General features: G+C 46.2%; 15 protein-coding genes and 1 tRNA gene. 4 read left to right on the forward strand and 12 right to left on the reverse strand.

Translation table 11 applies throughout. The features are described from left to right. Positions 1-13 precede the first annotated feature (13 nt). From ACH33_RS14105 to ACH33_RS14125, 5 genes are all read right to left on the reverse strand, one after another. Positions 14-694, reverse strand: coding sequence for a GntR family transcriptional regulator (locus ACH33_RS14105; protein ID WP_057900397.1), 681 nt, complete (start codon positions 692-694; stop codon positions 14-16). Between the two features lie 195 nt (positions 695-889). After that, the gene (gene moaC, locus ACH33_RS14110; protein WP_057899593.1) at positions 890-1,390 is read right to left on the reverse strand and encodes a cyclic pyranopterin monophosphate synthase MoaC; all 501 of its coding nucleotides are present in this window, start codon (positions 1,388-1,390) and stop codon (positions 890-892) included. Positions 1,391-1,395: 5 nt separating this feature from the next. Beyond that, complete coding sequence (gene moaA, locus ACH33_RS14115) at positions 1,396-2,397, reverse strand: GTP 3',8-cyclase MoaA (RefSeq protein WP_057899594.1); 1,002 nt, start codon at positions 2,395-2,397, stop codon at positions 1,396-1,398. 492 nt (positions 2,398-2,889) lie between these two features. Further along, positions 2,890-3,786 carry a DMT family transporter gene (locus tag ACH33_RS14120; RefSeq protein WP_057899595.1) on the reverse strand — a complete coding sequence of 299 codons (897 nt, stop codon included), beginning with the start codon at positions 3,784-3,786 and terminating at the stop codon, positions 2,890-2,892. Positions 3,787-3,839: 53 nt separating this feature from the next. Further along, entirely contained in the window at positions 3,840-4,727 is an 888-nt protein-coding gene (locus tag ACH33_RS14125; RefSeq protein ID WP_057899596.1) for an aspartyl/asparaginyl beta-hydroxylase domain-containing protein, read from the reverse strand. Between the two features lie 317 nt (positions 4,728-5,044). On the opposite strand from ACH33_RS14125, the gene ACH33_RS14130 reads away from it, so the two are divergent. Further along, positions 5,045-6,067 (forward strand): ThiF family adenylyltransferase, encoded by a 1,023-nt coding sequence (locus tag ACH33_RS14130; RefSeq protein WP_057900398.1) that lies wholly within the window; start codon positions 5,045-5,047, stop codon positions 6,065-6,067. 94 nt (positions 6,068-6,161) lie between these two features. On the opposite strand, the gene ACH33_RS14135 is transcribed toward ACH33_RS14130, so the two are convergent. After that, positions 6,162-6,848: a hypothetical protein gene (locus ACH33_RS14135; protein WP_057899597.1), complete on the reverse strand. Its 687-nt coding sequence runs from the start codon at positions 6,846-6,848 to the stop codon at positions 6,162-6,164. Between the two features lie 66 nt (positions 6,849-6,914). Further along, positions 6,915-9,413 (reverse strand): DNA translocase FtsK, encoded by a 2,499-nt coding sequence (locus tag ACH33_RS20465; protein WP_269465347.1) that lies wholly within the window; start codon positions 9,411-9,413, stop codon positions 6,915-6,917. A 195-nt stretch (positions 9,414-9,608) separates the two neighbouring features. Here ACH33_RS20465 and ACH33_RS14145 point away from each other — a divergent pair, with 195 nt between their 5' ends. After that, positions 9,609-10,004, forward strand: a complete 396-nt coding sequence (locus tag ACH33_RS14145) for a hypothetical protein (RefSeq protein ID WP_057899598.1) — start codon at positions 9,609-9,611, stop codon at positions 10,002-10,004. A 148-nt stretch (positions 10,005-10,152) separates the two neighbouring features. On the opposite strand, the gene ACH33_RS14150 is transcribed toward ACH33_RS14145, so the two are convergent. Both ACH33_RS14150 and ACH33_RS14155 read right to left on the reverse strand, forming a co-directional pair. Beyond that, positions 10,153-10,244 (reverse strand) — tRNA-Ser (locus ACH33_RS14150). 194 nt (positions 10,245-10,438) lie between these two features. Further along, on the reverse strand, positions 10,439-12,340 hold the full coding sequence (locus ACH33_RS14155; RefSeq protein WP_057899599.1) for an OPT family oligopeptide transporter: 1,902 nt from the start codon (positions 12,338-12,340) through the stop codon (positions 10,439-10,441). Between the two features lie 346 nt (positions 12,341-12,686). On the opposite strand from ACH33_RS14155, the gene ilvD reads away from it, so the two are divergent. Next, a complete protein-coding gene (gene ilvD, locus ACH33_RS14160) occupies positions 12,687-14,363 on the forward strand; it encodes a dihydroxy-acid dehydratase (RefSeq protein WP_057899600.1) in 1,677 nt (558 codons plus the stop codon). Positions 14,364-14,490: 127 nt separating this feature from the next. Then, a complete protein-coding gene (locus tag ACH33_RS14165) occupies positions 14,491-15,606 on the forward strand; it encodes a L,D-transpeptidase (protein ID WP_082706076.1) in 1,116 nt (371 codons plus the stop codon). 63 nt (positions 15,607-15,669) lie between these two features. Here ACH33_RS14165 and ACH33_RS14170 read toward each other — a convergent pair whose 3' ends face one another. The 3 genes from ACH33_RS14170 to liaF are packed head-to-tail and all read right to left on the reverse strand — an operon-like array spanning position 15,670 to position 18,249. Beyond that, positions 15,670-16,317: a response regulator gene (locus ACH33_RS14170; protein ID WP_057899602.1), complete on the reverse strand. Its 648-nt coding sequence runs from the start codon at positions 16,315-16,317 to the stop codon at positions 15,670-15,672. A 21-nt stretch (positions 16,318-16,338) separates the two neighbouring features. After that, a complete protein-coding gene (locus ACH33_RS14175; RefSeq protein ID WP_408863338.1) occupies positions 16,339-17,433 on the reverse strand; it encodes a sensor histidine kinase in 1,095 nt (364 codons plus the stop codon). Positions 17,434-17,445: 12 nt separating this feature from the next. Further along, the gene (gene liaF, locus ACH33_RS14180; protein ID WP_057899604.1) at positions 17,446-18,249 is read right to left on the reverse strand and encodes a cell wall-active antibiotics response protein LiaF; all 804 of its coding nucleotides are present in this window, start codon (positions 18,247-18,249) and stop codon (positions 17,446-17,448) included. Positions 18,250-18,558 lie beyond the last annotated feature (309 nt).

The following is an 18,558-nucleotide window of genomic DNA, read 5'->3' on the forward strand; positions in this document are numbered from 1 at the left end:
CCTTAAAAATGAATCAAAATGGATTCTTTTTGGTGGCAAACAGTGAAGCTTTCCGATTTCTTAAGGCGCTGGCAGTGTTCAACTTATGCTGCCTTGCCATTTTTTCGATATCTTCGAACAGGGCACCCTCTTTCAGCATCTGAATGATGCGCGCGTGTTCTTCTACCGAATTGTGCGCGCGTTGTGGCACGAACGTAAAAGCAGAACGGCGGAGCGTATCCATTTTGCCCATTACCTTCTTTATTTCCTCTTTTAGGTACTGGTTGTCGCATTTCCTGTAAATGACGCAATGGAATTCACGGTTTAGCTCACCGAATGCTTCAAACTCGAACGCAAGCAACGCCTCTTTCATCTGTTCATTCAGCCGCTCAAGCTCGCTGATTTCATCAGGTGTAATGTGCGCTGCGCTCAGCGCGGTTGCGTATCCTTCCAGAATAGCCAATACGGAAAGTGTATCCACGTATTCGGTTTCATTGATCGTGCTAACGATGGCACCACTGTAAGGTTTATATTGAATAAGCCCTTCAGACTCTAACTGTCGAATCGCCTCCCTTACCGGAATGATGCTTAACCCCAGCTCCTTCGCAATTTGATCAATGACAATTCGTTGGCCCGGCCCGAACGTGCCGTTAAGAATACCGGTACGCATGAAGTTGTAAGCATAGTGCGTTTTGCTCATTATGTTTTTCTTCATGTTTTTATCATATACAAAATCATATATGATTTCAATATATTTTCTAAAAAAATCATATATGATTTTCGGATGGTATCTCAAGACAAAAAAAGCGCCTTTCCTTAACTGGAAAAGACGCACGGGATGCTATACACCATCCTGTTTATAGGTCTTGCCTTTGGCTCCATTCATATGATTTGATCCCCCTGGTACCTTCTATTCAAACGCGAGAGCGACTCTGACGTTGCTCAAGAAATCGCCGCTCTTGCCGCCTGTTTTTGAGACTAGGTATGTCGGGCCAAGAATCATTTCTTTATCCATCGCCTTACACATATCATAGATGGTCAAACCGGCCACTGAAGCGGCGGTCAGCGCCTCCATTTCCACGCCGGTCTTACCTGTCGTCTTAACCGTTACCTCAATGTAAAGCGTATCTTTCCCATTATCAGAAAAACGGATATCCACACCCGTTAGCGCGAGCGGATGGCACATTGGAATCACATCTGACGTTTTCTTAGCCGCCATAATTCCGGCGACCTGTGCCACTGCCAGTACGTCCCCCTTGCCAATACGGCCTTCCTTGACACGGGACAGCGTCTCCGGCTTCATTGTCACCTGACTGCGAACAACCGCCGTTCTCTCTGTCACTTGTTTTCCCGTAATATCTACCATGCGAGCCCGCTGCTGATCATTAAAGTGTGTCAGCGATTCGTTCATCTACCTCAACCTCCTATTTGCGACATGCGGCGCACGGTCGGCTTGTGGGACTGTTCCTGCTTCATCAGCACCTGCGCCATCTCATGATTTTCAGGCTTCGCGTCAATTGCCCGCAAAAACAAATCCTGAATTGCGGCCTCATTTCCGATGAGCGGACGCACATTCCATTCGTCATCCCAATAAAGACAAGGCTTAATATTTCCATCAGCTGTCAAACGAAGCCGATTGCAATTGCCGCAAAAATGATCGCTAACCGGATGAATCAAGCCGAATGTCCCCACCGCTCCAGGCACCCGGTAATTTTCCGCCGGGCCATTGCCGTAAATATCCTCCGCCGGTTCATACGTCAATCCCATCTGCTTTACCCTTTCGAATACCGTTTCAAGCGAAAGGTACTTCGCGCGCCAACCATCATCAGCGTGTCCAATTGGCATATATTCGATAAAACGAACTTGTAGCGATTTATCCAGCGTCAGACGAATGAAGTCTTCGATTTCGTCATCATTTTGTCCCTGCATGAGCACGACATTCAACTTCACCGGATGAAATCCTACACGCAGCGCGGCTTCCAAACCGTCAAGCACCCGTTTCAAGCTTCCGCCGCGCGTAATCAGCGCAAACCGTTCCGGTCTCAAAGAATCAAGGCTAATATTCACGCGGGTAACGCCTGCTTGCCGCAGCGCTTCCGCTTTTTGCGCAAGAAAAATCGCATTGGTTGTCAAGGCGATATCTTCAATGCCTGGGATGGCGGAAAGCATGGCGAGCAACTTTTCGATCTCTTTGCGTACAAGCGGCTCACCACCAGTAATGCGCAATTTACGCACGCCAAGCTTGGCTACGGCCGCCACCACCTCGGTAATTTCTTCGTAGCTTAGAATCCGATCCGCCGGTTCAAACTCCATTCCTTCCTCCGGCATACAATACACGCAGCGCAAATTACAGCGATCAGTAACAGAAATTCGCAAATAATCGTGGACGCGGCCAAATCTATCAACTAAAACTTTCATGAAGCTCGCATCTCCTTGCACCTAAATTTTGAAGTCTTATATATAAAAGCACTTCGAATTTTAGCAAACTACGCAAATTAACAATCGAAAAAGGTTGAATGTATATATTATACACATTTTCTTGATTATTCTCCTATTCGTATCGTGGTGAAATTGCAATGTGTCCGGTTTTAAACATACTCATAGTGGTAGAAGGAGCATCCGTCAAATTCGGTGCCATCAATCCATTAAAGACAACTGACAAACCTAATGATCTCAAGGGATTTCCGGATAGTTCGTTTATATTAACAGAATCGTATTTGGGATATTAACAGGATAATAAAAAGATTAATAAAAGATTGGTTTTGGATTTAAATAAAGATATCAAGGGTTTTATAAATTGTACCTTAGGTGGAAAAATAAGGATATAACTGCAATCTCTTTTATGAATGAACTTGGACTAAAAAACACCTTCGTAGTCGCTTGTTTAAAAACCATAAATTCGCAAACAAATTATACGACCTTTCCTTGCCGATTGATTAGGAATAGACCGACAATAATAAACACCATTCCTAAACAAGCCACTAACGACAGTTGATTTTTAAAGATTATGTAATCCAGTAGTGCAGTGACAGGTGGGACACCATACAACAAACTCGTGACGTTTGTTAGATTTCCTTTTCGGATCATAAAGTACAATATCATTGAAGCTCCAACCGAAATAACAAAAGCCATCCAAAACAAACTAAAGAGAAAAGTGAAATTCCATTGAACGTGCCATCCTCCAAAAAACGGAAGAAGCATTAGGATCATCAAGAGGCCCCCAGAATATTGAATGGCCATGTTGATTGGTTGACTGATCTGAATTTGCTTTTGCATAAACGTACCGATCGTTATACAGACCAAACATAATATTGCACTTATTAAGCTGTATAGTGTGAAGTTTGGTTTTGAGATATTATCGGCAACGACTAGGATTAGTCCACTTAACCCTAAGAAAAGCCCCAACCACTGATAGTATCTAGTTTTGGTTTCCCCAAAAAAAGCCGTGATAATCGGTTGTGCCCCTAAGATGATGGCTAAGATTCCAGGCGACATGTGTTGATCTAGTGCGAAGAAATAAAAAATTTGGTATCCGGCTTGCAATAAAAGACCCGTAAGTACAATGTACCCCCACTCTTTCACTGTTTTCGGGTAAGTGGATCGGAGCATCAGACAAATCCCCCAGAGTAATGCCGTTGACAATAGAAAACGAAGAAATACGAACGTAAAAGCATTGGCATACTCTAAACCCAGTTTGACAAAGATCGCTCCACTGCTCCATGTTAAGATAAAACTTACGGGAACTATCCATTTCCAATTGCTTAACTCTTGTGAGGGTCTAGGTTGCAATTGAATATTCTTTTTCACTTTCATTCACCTCATTAAAAATGGGCTCTGTCTAAGACAAAGCCCATTTTAATTTATGCAGTTAGTTCTTTCCAGTCGTTAATGGAAAATCGCTCGCCCAAATCCCTTTTTTCAATCATGTACTTACGTAACTTTTGAGTCTTGTCCAAAAGCTCTTCCTTTCCGGAACGACGGGTAATCTCCTCTAGCCAGTCGTAAGCAGCGGATACTGGAACATCCTTATAGAAGTGAATCTTAGACAACATAAATAAAACATCTTTGAAATTGTATTTATCAATGATTTGCGAAAGGGACTGGATCATGTGTTCAACGGCCTCCGGCTTTAATTGTTCCCTTTTCGCAATAGTTGGCTTGATCTGTTCGTTGTAAAGCGCTTTGTTGGTAAAAATCTCGGACGGGTGGAAATCACCTGGAAATGCAAAATCAAGGCAGAGGAAAATCCGACTTTCGGTAGAGAAATTCACGGCAGCATGATCGATAGCCGCATCTAAAAACCAAATCTCTCCCTTTTTCATTTGAAACACATTATCCTCATCCGAATGGAAAGCGTGCTGATTATCTTCGAGAGGAACAAACACTCGAAAATATTGATTTTTCGGTTTGTTAAGCTCGACAAAATCCTTGTGAGGAATAACCATTCCATCAATTAGGTTCCTGGTACGAACCATTTTCAGGTACTCTAAATTAAAGTTTTCAGTGACGAGTTTGCTAATGTATGGAAGTTGCCGACCATACTCAGTTTGTTTTGCTGGATAGTCGAAATCGCGGTACATAGTATCAGTAGCATCTTGACTTGCGTTCCACAACGAGTTGTTAATCCAGACTCCGGTCCCAAACTCATCGTATTCCTCTGAAATTCTCGGAAATCCTTTAACTATTTCTAAATCCTTCTGCAACTGGGTGTCGTCCAACTCAATCTTACCAAAGATGTAAGATGGCATTCTTGGCCTTCTCTCCTTAAGTTGTCAAATGATTTCCAATGCAATACCAATATTATCAAATTATAAAAATATTTTCAAGATAGTTTTTTTTATAATTTTTCAATGAAGCAATTTATATATAAGGGGTAATTTTCGATTAGGAGTCGCCTAAAACGTATGCTATAATCATGCTAGAACGAACGACTTCAAAGCGAGGGTAATCGTAAGGAGATTCCTGTATGTTGCTTATCGTTCGGCTAAAACATACAAATCACTTGCCCCCACCTTTAAGCGAAGCACAAGTGGCGGGTAATTCATTGATAGGAGCATGCCCGAGTATGGATACGCGTTATTCACGACAATTGCTATTTGCCCCAATCGGAAAAGAAGGCCAAAAGAAACTGGGCGCAAGCCGAGTCGCCATCGTTGGCGCGGGCGCGCTTGGCGCGGTGCTTGCTAACCACATGGTTCGGGCCGGCGTCGGGTTCGTGCGCATTATTGACCGCGACTTCGTCGAACCGAGTAATTTGCAGCGGCAGATGCTATACGATGAAGAAGACGCGGCAAACCACCTTCCGAAAGCCGCAGCGGCAGCGGAAAAATTAAAAAAAGTAAACAGCGAAGTTATCATCGATCCGGTTATTGCTGACGTAACAGCTGTGAACGCTGAGGAACTGCTGGCCGACTGCGATTTGATTTTGGACGGTACCGACAATTTCGCCATTCGATTTCTGATCAATGACGTAGCCGTCAAACACAACATTCCTTGGGTATACGGCGGCGCGGTAAGCGCGAAAGGTATGTTTGCAACCATTCGCCCGCACGTGACTCCCTGCCTGCGATGCTTGATTCCTGAGCCGCCAAGCGGCGGAGAAACATGTGATACAGCGGGCGTGATCGGTCCGATTATTCATATTGTCGCTTCCTACCAAGCTGTCGAAGGGCTAAAAATACTCGTAGGCGATCAAAAACATCGTAACCCGCACCTCGAGCATATGGAAATTTGGCGCAATTTCCATACCCGTATAAACCTGACGGATAAGAAAAATCCAGACTGTCCCGCTTGTGGAAAAGGTGTGTTTGAATTCCTTGATCTGTCCGGTAAAGAAGATACATTTACATCGCTGTGTGGTCGCAACAGCGTCCAAATTAGCCCGACGCGTGACCGACACGTCAATTTGGACGAGCTCATGGAGCGGTTTACTCCGCTCGGCAAAGTCGAACGGAACAAGTTTCTACTTCGCTTTCATGTCGATAACCATTATATTCTCGTTGTATTCCCGAACGGACGTGTCGTCGTGCAAGGCACCGATGACATCACAATTGCCCGTTCTCTCTATGCCAAATATATAGGAGCATAAGAAGAACTCGCGGATAAAAAGGGACGGCCGCTTTATGTCACTGCTAAAAAACGAGGAGCGAAACGTAAACCGAACGTTTTCGCTGCCTCGTTTTTTACTGATATATTCTTAGTGCTTTAATGCCATGTTGCTGCATGAATAAACGCCATGACCATTGGCTGTTGTTTTCTTTTTTGCTTCGTTCAAAATCAGCTTCCAAGCTCTGCTTAATGAGAGGAATCCGTTCTTTGGGAATCAATGCATACGGCCCAATAAACCGGTGAATAAATCCAACCTTGGCCAAGCGGGCAAATAGGTATTGCCCGACCATAAATTCGCTACGTACCTGTTCCCTCTCACCAAGTGCCACATCCATTGTTTCTTCCGCCCATATATCGTCGACCCGATACCCTTCCTCCCACGCTTCTATCACGCGATATATAGAAGGATACGCGGCCATCCAGCGCGCTGCAAGATGAAGCTCCTGCTCAGACAAATCCGCGTTCTCTTCCATCAAATATTTCTCAATGATCCGTTCGCCTTTAATATTCTGGTACTCAAGCAATAGCCATATACCGTACTGCGCTTCCCAGAACGGAATAAGCAACGCCTCGGAAGGAAGGGTAAGCTTGCTCCGAAACACATGCTTGGCCCGCACTTTCTCACGTAAATTCAGCGTCCGGCACGCGTACTCATGCATCTTCTCCATCAGCCGTTCATGCATCTCGTTAAACGCCCGCTGTTTCGCCTTCCGCTCGGCGAAAAAATCGACAAGAACCGACGATTCGCGTTCACTTGGCAAGACATTTCAACTCCTTACCTTACGAGTGTTTCCTTTTATTATATCATGAAACAGCGGGCATCAGCTCTACTCCCGTCTTCCTTCCCCGGCAAAAATGTTGTCATATTCCGCACGCGTCAAAAACACATCACGCGGTTTGCTGCTGCCTGTATAGCCGGAAATGAAGCCTCTTTCCTCCATCATATCAATTAACCTGGCGGCACGGTTATAGCCAATTTGGAAATTGCGCTGCAGAAGTGAAGCAGATGCCTGTCCATTCTCGACGCAAAATTTCACCACTTCAGCAAACAATTCATCCGTACTTTCATTGTTCAGCGCCTGAGTTAAATCTTCTTTTTCAAATAGATAGTTCGGTGCAGCTTGGCTTTTTGCGTATTCGGTCACAGCCTCAATTTCTTCGTCAGATACATAAGGACCCTGTAGGCGTATCGGTTTCGAGCTGCCGCTCGACAAATACAGCATATCGCCGCGCCCCAGCAAACGCTCTGCCCCGTTCATATCAAGAATGGTTCGGGAATCCGTTTGAGACGAAACGGAAAATGCGATCCGCGTTGGTATATTGGCTTTAATCAAACCAGTAATAACGTCGACAGAAGGGCGTTGCGTCGCCACAAGAAGGTGAATGCCACAGGCGCGTGCTTTTTGCGCGATCCGGCAAATGGACTCTTCTACGTCGTGCGGCGCAACCATCATCAAATCAGCGAGCTCATCAATCACAATCACAATGCTCGGTATCAAGCGTTCCGCCTCGCCCGGATACGCGCGGCGCATCAGGTCGTTATAACGTGAAATATCGCGGGCGCCCGCTTCCGCAAATTTTTCGTAACGGCTATCCATCTCCTGTACGGCCCACTTCAACGCGGCGGTTGCCTGTTTTGGATCGGTAACGACCGGAGCAACAAGATGCGGAATGCGATTATACGGAGCAAGTTCCACCATTTTCGGATCGATAAGAAGCAGGCGCACTTCATCCGGTGTTGCCTTATACAATAAACTTAAAATGATACAATTAATACATACGCTTTTTCCGGAACCAGTCGATCCAGCAATTAAACCATGCGGCATTTTAGCCAAATCTGCCACAACCACCTTGCCACCGATATCCATGCCGAGCGCTACCGTAAGCGGCGAAGAAGCTTCACAAAATGCGGCCGACTCAAGCACCGAACGCAAATACACCGGCATGCTTTGCTCGTTCGGCACTTCGATTCCGACAGCGGAACGCCCCGGGATTGGGGCTTCAATCCTGATATCGCGTGCGGCCAGACTCAGCTTAATATCATCGCTCAAATTCGTAATCTTACTTACCTTTACGCCTGGAGCCGGTTGAATTTCGTATCGGGTTACCGTTGGACCGCGGACGGCACCAATAACTTCAGCATTTACGTTAAAATTGTGCAATGTTGTCGCCAGTATCTCGCGCTGACGCTTAATGTACTCCTCGTCTTCCGCTTGCACATGCGGCGGTTGAAGCAGCAAGGAAAAAGGCGGCTTTTCGTACTTACCTGTTTGAGGTTTAGCCGTGGCGGGCATTCCCTCCCCGGATTCTGCACATCCCAGTCTTACATCCTGTCTCTCGACAAAACGCGGTTCTTCGTCAGCTTTTGGTCGGTTTACATCCACAAAAACAGGCGGTTGCCCGATTTGTACCCGCGGCTTCTCCGGTTCTGTCCGCTGCTCTTCCAGCAAATTCTGCTTCGTTCCATCAATTTCTTCATCATTCGCCTGCGTATGCATCCGGCTCTTCTCTTCTACTGCCGACGTCTTCACATGCTCCAGTGTCTCCGCATACGCTTTCGGTGCCTCTTCTTCCGGTCGCCGCTGTTCTTCTTCGACCGATGCCAAAACCATTTCTTTCTTTCCAGCGTCCGGCATTTTCAATTTTTTTAAAACCATCGGATGAATAAGAGTATTAGAAGCAGGAACAGGGGATTCCGCTATCTCTTTGCATTTTTTTTGTTCCGGGCGCTGACGACCATAAATCGGCGATATGACTTCCGTTGGCCGGAAAGAACCATTTCCTTTTGGCCGCGCTTGATGTGTAGAAGAGGCTTGGCGTTCCCCATCTGTAGAGTCTCGTCTTACCTGGTGAATGGTTGAGGGATCTCGTTTATACTGGCCGTTAAAAGCTAGCTTTTGTTCCTCCTCATAATGAAAGCGTTTTTCTTTAGCTTCCGGTTCATCGGGAATGAGCGGAAATCTAAAATTTTCCCGGTTATCCTTATGTGGCCTACGAGGCGCGGGAGTAGAAGCCTCGCGCCGGACGGCCCGGCGTCGTTCGATGCGTTCAGCTATTTCCTTTCCCTTAATTGTCCGCTTCGGATAAATATTGGCCGTGCGGATGGTTAAATTTCTATTTCCAATTGGAACAGCGGGAACATCATACTCCTGTTCCCCATATTCTTCCCTTACGGCTCTGCTCTTGAATTCTTCCTCTGCCAGAAGCCATCTCTTTAATCGTTCAAGCCAGTTCATTGGAACGTCTCTTCCTTTCTTTCTCCGCTTCTTTCGCTTCTTCTGTTGTGCCGTATCTATCACTTGCACGCCTGCACCTTTGCTTACCACCTTTGCCAAAAAGTGAGGCACCATCCTCAATTATTGTAGCATGATTTCTCGCTTTGGCTAGGTTTGAGAAAGAAGAAGAAAATAAATATTCCTTGCCCGATGCAATGAAATGGTATTATATTGGAAATGCGCACAAAGGGTGGGAAGGACGGCTAAAAAATATTAACCCAAAAAATAAGGAGGGGAAAAAGCGCCATGGCAAAACGTTTGACTCATCTGCTCGTTTTTTTGCTATGTTGCTTCATGCTTGCAGGATGCACAGAGTACGGGACAAAAACCGTAGAATCTATTACCGATAAAGAAATTAAAGCTACATATGAAACTTATAACAAAACCATTACCAGGAAAGTGCCGTCTATCCCCGATACCGTTCTTGCCATCCAACTGCACGAACTGCAATTCAAAAAAGGCCGTGTCACTATTACCGTAACCGACCCGGGCGGCAAAACAGTATTTGAAAAAACTTTCGAGCCCGGAACATACCAAGACGGCTATAACGTTCATTTTGAAAAGGAAGGCGAGTATGAAATACGATTTGCCTTCGAACATGTCGAAAATGGAAAACATCATATCACATGGGAAACCGATTAAAAATAAGAAAAGCCCGCGTTCTTATATCCCGTCCTTTTTACCCAATGCGAGAGGACGGCCGCTTTGCGTCACAGCAGGCGAATCGGCAAAACATCGCACAAAAAAGACGCTGTCACATAAAGCGACAGCGTCTTACTTTTACCCGGAATGGCGGAGAAGGCGGGATTCGAACCCGCGCACGGCATGACCCGTCTACTCCCTTAGCAGGGGAGCCCCTTACAGCCTCTTGGGTACTTCTCCACATATATACGCTATTAGAAGTAACATTATCAAGAAAATATCATATTCAGATAAACACCGCAAGCATTTTTTCGTAAAAACTCCCCGTTTCCACCATCGTAAAAAATAAATATGCGGCAATTGCTTGACAACAAGCATGACAAAACCTCCATATCCTTCGGTAGGAGGATATGGAGGTTTTGAACTTTTTTAGCTTATGATACTTGCTTGCCTTTTGAACTCACAGCAAATAAGATCATGGCAACAAGCAAAAACGCAATGAGCGACACAAGCGGCCCAAAGAATGGGTTTTCCGGCAAGACAACACCTGCGGACACTGCGACGGCAATCAAAATGCCCATGAGCGCTTCCCCGGCAATAAAACCGGAAGACAGTAAAATCCCCCGCTCAATCTTCTGCTTGCGCATCTCTTCATTTTTCTCGCGTCGTTCCACCAAAACCCGAATAATGCCACCCAGCATAATCGGCATACTCAGATGAATCGGCAAATAGAGACCGACCGCGAACGGCAGCGATCCGATTCCCATAAGCTCAACGATAGCTGCAGCAGCCGCACCAATAAAGATAAGCGTCCACGGCAAATTGCCACTCATAATCCCTTCAACAACCATCATCATCAACGTTGCCTGCGGTGCCGGTAAGTTTTTCGAACCGAATCCATAGGCCTGATCAAGCAACATAAGTACAAAACCAATGGTCAGACTCGTAATAAATACGCCATACATTAATGCGTACTGCTGATACTTAGGCGTTGCGCCGACAAGGAACGCCGTCTTCAAGTCTTGTGACGTATCTCCGGCCATAGCCGCAGCAATGCAGATAACCGCCCCAATCGTAATAGCGGCAATCATGCCGGTTTCTCCGCCGAAGCCAATCATTTTCAAAACCAGGGTAATCAAAATTAGAGCTGCGATCGTCATTCCGGACACCGGGTTGGATGAACTACCGACAATACCGACGATACGAGATGAAACAGTAACAAATAAAAAGCCAAATAACATTACGAGCAAAGCACCCGGAATGCCAATATGAATCTTCGGGAAGAAAGCCAAGACAGAAATGAGAACAAGCACAAGCACAATAATATAGGGCATCGGCATATCTTGTTCCGTGCGAAGCACTGCCCCTCCATTCGAACCGCGCGTACTGCTAAACCCCCGCAGCGCAATCGCGAATGAAGATGCGATGGTTGGCATCGCTTTAAACAGACTCACAATTCCACCAAACGCGACAGCACCGGCTCCGATATAACGCAAATAGTTGCTCCAAATATCCCAAAATCCAAGCTGGCTAATTGGCCCTTCCGCCGGAAAAATCGGATTTGCAGCAAACGAGCCGAAATAACTAATTAACGGAATGAAACCGAGCCAGCCAAGAACAGCACCCGCAAGCATATATCCCGCGATGCGCGGCCCGATAATAAATCCGACACCGAGAAGCGCTGGAAGCGTATCCATTCCGACCGCTGCGTTTTTAAAACCGCGGATTCCCGTTTCGATCTCGGATGGAAACGCTTTAATTCCATCAGCAATGAATTTAAACAGCGCACCAATTCCCAGCCCGCTGAAAACAAGCTTGGCAAGCCCGCCGCCTTTTTCTCCGGCAATCAACACTTCAGCACAAGCTGTCCCTTCCGGATACGGAAGCACTCCATGTTCTTTTACGATTAACGCTTTACGCAGCGGGATCATCATAATAATGCCGAGAATTCCGCCCGCAAGCGCAATAATCGCAATCGTCGTCAGACTTGGATGCAACTTCCATATAAATAGTGCCGGAATCGTAAAAATCACACCTGCAGCAAGTGATTCCCCGACTGATGTAATCGTTTGCACCGTATTATTTTCCAGAATCGAATTGCGGCGCAAGATTCCTCGCAAAATCGCCATCGAAATAACCGCTGCTGGAATCGAAGCGGTCACGGTCATCCCAACAATCAATCCCAGGTAAGCATTAGCAGCACCAAACAAAACAGCAAGAATACCACCAAGAATAAGCGCCGTCCACGTCATTTCTGGTCGATGTTCATGCGGAGGAATGTACGGCACAAAACCGCCTGGATTTTGTTCTTGCCCAGAATTAGATTTCTGTGACATTTACATCACCACCTTCTCCTAACTTTGCTTTCCTTTAGAAAATAATGAATTTTCATTCTTTTAGCTCACCTCTGCTCTGCTCTAATTTGTTTTACCCCTCTAATACTTTAAACCAATTTTAAAAAAAATGTTATAGGTAAATTTATATTCCGAAAAATGTTAATTTTATAAAATTAAAAAAATTACAATTTTATAAAAGAAGAAATTTTACTAAATATACAATCTAATAAAATAGTGGTACAATGATAAAAATTTTAAGTTAAGAAAAGCAAGGCAAAAGACCGTCTGTTTTTACATGTCTTGTTTTTCTGACATTTTGGTAAAAGAAAAAGTGGAGGGGTTTATCTTGGCAGAGTTACGAAGCAACATGATCAAGAAAGGGTTTGACCGCGCACCGCACCGAAGTCTGCTTCGGGCCGCAGGCGTCAAAGACGAAGACTTCGATAAACCTTTTATCGCGGTAGTAAACTCCTACATCGACATTATTCCGGGCCACGTCCATCTGCAAGAGTTCGGAAAACTTGTAAAAGAAGCAATCCGCGAGGCGGGCGGCGTACCGTTTGAGTTCAATACCATCGGTGTAGATGATGGTATCGCTATGGGGCATATCGGCATGCGCTACTCCCTGCCAAGCCGGGAAATCATCGCCGATTCCGTGGAAACGGTTGTGGCAGCGCACTGGTTCGACGGTATGGTGTGCATTCCAAACTGTGACAAAATTACGCCCGGTATGATGATGGCAGCAATGCGCCTCAACATCCCAACGATCTTCGTAAGCGGAGGACCAATGGCAGCTGGACAGACAAGCGATGGACGCAAAATTTCGCTCTCCTCTGTATTTGAAGGTGTAGGCGCATACCAAGCCGGAAAAATCGACGACAAACAACTGCAAGAGCTTGAGCAGTACGGCTGTCCAACTTGCGGCTCCTGTTCTGGAATGTTTACCGCTAATTCCATGAACTGTCTGGCGGAAGCGCTGGGGCTTGCTCTTCCTGGCAACGGCACCATCCTCGCTACCGCTCCGGAACGAAAAGAGCTAGTAAAACGTGCTGCAAAGCAATTAATGGAACTTATCAAAATGGATTTGAAACCACGTGATATCGTAACAGAAAAAGCGATCGACAACGCATTCGCACTCGATATGGCGCTCGGCGGCTCAACTAACACGGTTCTGCATACGCTCGCGCTAGCAAACGAAGCAGGCGTAAACTATCCGTTGGAACGCATCAACGAGGTAGCGGCACGCGTACCACATCTCGCCAAATTGGCGCCAGCATCCGACTGGCATATTGAAGACTTGCACGCGGCAGGCGGCGTATCCGCAGTACTCAACGAACTGTCTAAAAAAGAAGGAGTGCTGCATCTGGACACAATGACCGTTACTGGCAAAACTCTTGGTGAAAACATCGCTGGCCATGATGTTAAAGACTACAACGTTATTTATCCAATTGATAAACCATATTCGGAAACCGGCGGTCTGGCCGTTCTGTTCGGCAATCTGGCTCCGGATGGTGCGATCATCAAAACGGGCGGTATCCAAGGCGGCATCACGCGCCACGAAGGCCCTGCCATCGTTTTCGATTCACAGGATGAAGCACTGGAAGGAATCGCTGGCGGTAAAGTAAAAGAAGGTCATGTCGTGATCATTCGCTACGAAGGGCCAAAAGGTGGACCAGGCATGCCGGAAATGTTAGCGCCGACTTCACAAATCGTTGGCATGGGCTTAGGGCCAAAAGTAGCGCTCGTAACAGACGGACGCTTCTCTGGAGCTTCCCGTGGTCTTTCCATTGGACATGCTTCCCCGGAAGCCGCTGAGGGTGGACCACTCGCGTTTGTACAAGATGGCGACCATATCGTCATCGACATCGAAGCGCGCCGTATGGACGTACATGTACCCGAAGAAGAATGGGAACGCCGCAAAGCGGAATGGAAAGGTTTCGAACCAAAAGTAAAAACTGGTTATCTGGCCCGTTATTCCAAACTTGTAACATCAGCCAGCACAGGCGGTATTATGAAAGTCTAATTTTTTGCCGATACTTGAGATACATAGCTAGCAATGCTATGTATCTTTTTTTCTATGAAGATATATAGATGATATAGAGATAAGAAACGAAGCCACAAGAGTTTGGGATGAAATCGAGGAGATATTCATGATGGTAAATTTTATTCGAATCATTCTTGTAGTATTGCTATTTTTCTACTTTCAATTCTTCCCTCAATCGCGTCTAGAAGCGCCCGCACGTCCTGCGGCTCCGTTCTACGAAGTTATCGGTGTTCCGACAGGCCAGACACAAGAACAGTTAAAGCAGCAGCTGCACCGCTATATCGAGCGTCGCCATTATCCGCCAGGTAAAGAACCAGTCATTGTAGGTGTGCCGCAAGTGCGGTTTATTCCTGTATATACCCCGCTCCCCTTTTATCAACCGAATACGCTTTCTTATATCGCTTATAACAAGGGAAAAGATATCACATTTTTCAATCCGTTCTGTACCTGCGACGATCAACCTGAAGTTAAACGAATTAAAAAAGCGATCGCTCTGCAGCGCAACAGTCTAGAAAAGCTTCTTGTGATGCGCAGCGCACTATACAACTACTATTTGTATCATGATACATTACCCAAACAGCTGGACGCGCTGACTGCTCCTTTTCCACACAACTATCTATCACAAATTCCATTCGTTCAGCCGATACATGATGGTCGCGCCCCAGCTCTCGAAAATACAGGTATTATCTATCAACCGGAACGGTTCGATCCTCAGCAGGCGTGGCAGACGATTGCAGAAGTGCTCCGCATCGGCGGAATGCCGGAGCCAAGCATTGAACTTCAGCCGCTTGAGATCGTTGTCTATCAGCCATCTTTTCGCATGATCGTATATGCAGGACCCTACACAGTGCGTTCTTACTACATTGGCCTAGGAGCGGCAGATCGTACTCCTGCCGGTGTTTATTTTATTACCAAAAAAGTAAACCAGCCACTCTCACAAAGCAAAGTATACGGCACGCGCGGGCTTGTCTTAAGTGACACCGACTACGCCATACACGGAACGAACGATCCAGCATCAATCGGAAAAGCAGTTTCAAAAGGATGCATCAGGCTGCATAACTTTCAAGTTGAAGAGATATTCAGCATGATTTCTATCGGCACAAAAGTCACCATCACTGAAAAAGCTGCGCCCGGTTTTCACCAGCCCAACGCCCCGGGCTTCTATCTAAAAGCGCGCAAAGATGAAGAAAATCCGGGCAACGTCTACCACTGGAAACATTAATTTTATAAGCAAAAAACCAACCCAAGCGCAAAATAGGAGTGCGTACTTCTCTTATTATCGCTATTATTTACAAATTCTATGGCGATGAGCGTAAATGGCAGCCTGTGTCCGGTCTTCTACCCCCAACTTGCTTAAAATATTGCTAACGTGTGTTTTTACCGTCTTAATGCCTATATATAATTCTTCCGCAATCTCCTGATTGGATTTGCCTTCCCCGATCAGGCGAAGTACTTCCAGTTCCCTATTCGTACACTGCTCATGCGGCAGCGCTTTCTCCACTGTCCGCTGGCGAAAGCGCGACATAATCTTTCCCGCCACCTGTGCTTCCAAAACTGGCTGCCCGCGGTAAGCCTGACGAATCGCCTCGGCAATCTCCGAAGCACGCGCCGTCTTTAGCAAGTAACTGAAAGCCCCGGCTTCGATTACCGGATATACTTTCTCGTCATCGATAAAGCTCGTCAGAACTATAACTTTGCCTTCCGGATGGACACATCTCATCCGCCGCGTTGTTTCAATGCCGTCCATTCCTTCCATCACCAAATCCATCAGAATAACGTCCGGCTTTGTTTGCTCGGCAATTCTAAGCCCTTCCGCCCCGCTACTAGCTTCTCCAACAATTTCAATTCCTTCTTCTGTTGACAGAAAAGCAACCAAGCCCATCCGTACCATCTCATGGTCGTCTATCAACAGTACTTTTATCGACTCACTCATATTGTCTCCTCCGCTTCTTCTCTATCCGACAAATGGAATGGTTACTTCAATCATCGTTCCATGGCCTGGCGCCGATGAAATGACCAGTACGCCGCCGATTTCGGCGACCCGCTCCTCCATTAACTTCATTCCATACGAAGATGATTTCTTCTCTTCCCCTTGAGAAAATCCAATTCCATCATCCGTTACTCTCAATCTTAAACGATTCTGTATCCTCGTTAGCTTCACTTCAACCTTTTTAGCCTTGGCATGGCGCAACGTGTTCGACAATGCTTCTTGCAAAATGCGAAACAGATGATCTTCCATCCCCTTGGGAAGTGATGGAAGATCTTCAATCTGCCAAGAAAAGGAAAGGGCGTGCTTTGCCTGCAATTCGATAAGCAATCCCTCAATTCCTTCTTTAAGTGATTTGCCTTCCAATTGGGTGGGACGCAAATGTAAAAGCAATGCGCGCATCTCGGCTTGGGCAGCTGCCGCCATTTCCTCCACTAATTCTACCTGCTGGACAGCTCTTTTCGGGTTTTGAGCCAGTGTACGCTTCACCGCTGCCATCGTCATGGAAATGGCAAACAGTTGCTGACTCACCGCATCATGCAATTCGCGGGCCAGCCGCTGCCTTTCTTCCGTCACCGCCGCCTGCTTCACCTGCTCCGTCAACTCCGCATTATGGGCAGACAAGCGCTGCAACGAAATCACTTGCTGCTGAAAGCGGATCGTCATCTCATTGAGCCGTTCTCCCAGCCTTCCAATTTCATCGTCCCCTAGATAAGGCACCCTTGTTGACAAATGTCCACGTTCAATCATCATCGCCGATTGCAGCAAAATTTCAATCCGCTTTTTCATTAAATTTCCATATATATATCCGATACTCGCACCAACAAGCGCAGCGATCATGCAAAGAAAAAGCAGCAGCACAAGCACGAACGAAAGATCGGGAAAAACCGGAAGCCGAAATCCCAGCTTGTCAAACAACCAATTCCTCAGTATCGGCACACTGGCCACCCCATGCCAGATAAAGAAAAACACGACACTTCCCACCGAAGCCGCGCCGACGCTTCCCCAGAGGAACCGCCTCATTAATTGCCACTGAATGTTGGCAAGCCTACGCTCTGACACCATACTCCTCCCCTATAGCTGAATAACGTCAATGTCGCCGATTAATAAACTCACAACAAGGCGTACGCGCTTATCCGAGTTCAGGTAACCGGAAGTTGAAAGTGTCATGCTGCGGTTAATGCCTCCCTGCTTGTTCCCGAACACATCAATATCGCCGAAATTCACGCTCGCCGTCAAAGATACTGCAAGGTCGTAAGGTACATAAATGTCAATATCTCCAATCCACCCATTTATAATAATGACGGTTTCACCGTCCGGAATGTAAGCACGGGATAGATCAATTTTTACGTCTCCAATTCCGTGCCAGATATTCATATCCTGTAATTGCCAACGACTTCCTGTAAGAAATAGATTGCCGATAAGCGAATGTTTATGCTCCGGAGAATGAAACGAATAAGTAAATCCGAACTCATCTCCACACACCGTCGCTTGTTCCAGGGGCTCATGCGAAATCGGACGAGCCAATCCGTCCCCCGGCCTGGAGGATTGTGGAATCTCGATTTTCTTGCTTTTCCCGCGAATCATGCGATAGCCAAAATAAATAAACAAAATGGATAGCATAAGTCCCATAATCCGGCCCGGATCAATATTTAACCAATAAGCAAAAAAACTCGTAATTCCGATAAACAAAAGTACGCTGCCGCGGATTTTCTTCCCGCGGCTCCACCACTTCAAACCAAAATATAAAAAAAGAAACGGAAAGAGGCCTACCAAGTTAAAATCTTTCAGGCCTAACATATCAAACAAAATACCCAGCCCGGTAAAAATAATAGCAGCTCCCAGCAAATATGAAAACAAAAGCGATTCTCTCGTCACTTCTCCACCTCCCATGTTGCAACAAACTCACATGCTTATGCCTGCTGCGCTTTTTCCAGAGCACCCTTATACGATCATGAAAAAGCAAAGGCGGGTATACATCCCGGGAGCTTCTCCCGTACGCACTCAGGATAGAAAGCGTAAGTATTTTATCCCTTTATATTATCTTAGCCGGCTGCACCCCGTACGTAAAACTGACTGCGGATTGGTTTTTTCTCCGTCTCAGGACGGAGCCGAAGAGCGGTATGTCAATCAGTGTGATTCCTGTCCCTCATGCGTTTTTGCTATGGCTTTTCTTAATTATAACGC

It is taken from the genome of Aneurinibacillus sp. XH2 (assembly GCF_001439585.2).
GTDB lineage: Bacteria > Bacillota > Bacilli > Aneurinibacillales > Aneurinibacillaceae > Aneurinibacillus > Aneurinibacillus thermoaerophilus.

Coding starts and splice junctions, on each gene's coding strand:
- moaA (WP_057899594.1), bottom strand. CDS start 2,397: ATGAAAGTTTTAGTTGATAGATTTGGCCGCGTCCACGATTATTTGCGA.
- ACH33_RS14145 (WP_057899598.1), top strand. CDS start 9,609: ATGGCAAAACGTTTGACTCATCTGCTCGTTTTTTTGCTATGTTGCTTC.
- ACH33_RS14155 (WP_057899599.1), bottom strand. CDS start 12,340: ATGTCACAGAAATCTAATTCTGGGCAAGAACAAAATCCAGGCGGTTTT.
- ACH33_RS14130 (WP_057900398.1), top strand. CDS start 5,045: ATGGATACGCGTTATTCACGACAATTGCTATTTGCCCCAATCGGAAAA.
- ACH33_RS14125 (WP_057899596.1), bottom strand. CDS start 4,727: ATGCCATCTTACATCTTTGGTAAGATTGAGTTGGACGACACCCAGTTG.
- ACH33_RS14105 (WP_057900397.1), bottom strand. CDS start 694: ATGAAGAAAAACATAATGAGCAAAACGCACTATGCTTACAACTTCATG.
- moaC (WP_057899593.1), bottom strand. CDS start 1,390: ATGAACGAATCGCTGACACACTTTAATGATCAGCAGCGGGCTCGCATG.
- ACH33_RS14170 (WP_057899602.1), bottom strand. CDS start 16,317: ATGAGTGAGTCGATAAAAGTACTGTTGATAGACGACCATGAGATGGTA.
- ACH33_RS14165 (WP_082706076.1), top strand. CDS start 14,491: ATGATGGTAAATTTTATTCGAATCATTCTTGTAGTATTGCTATTTTTC.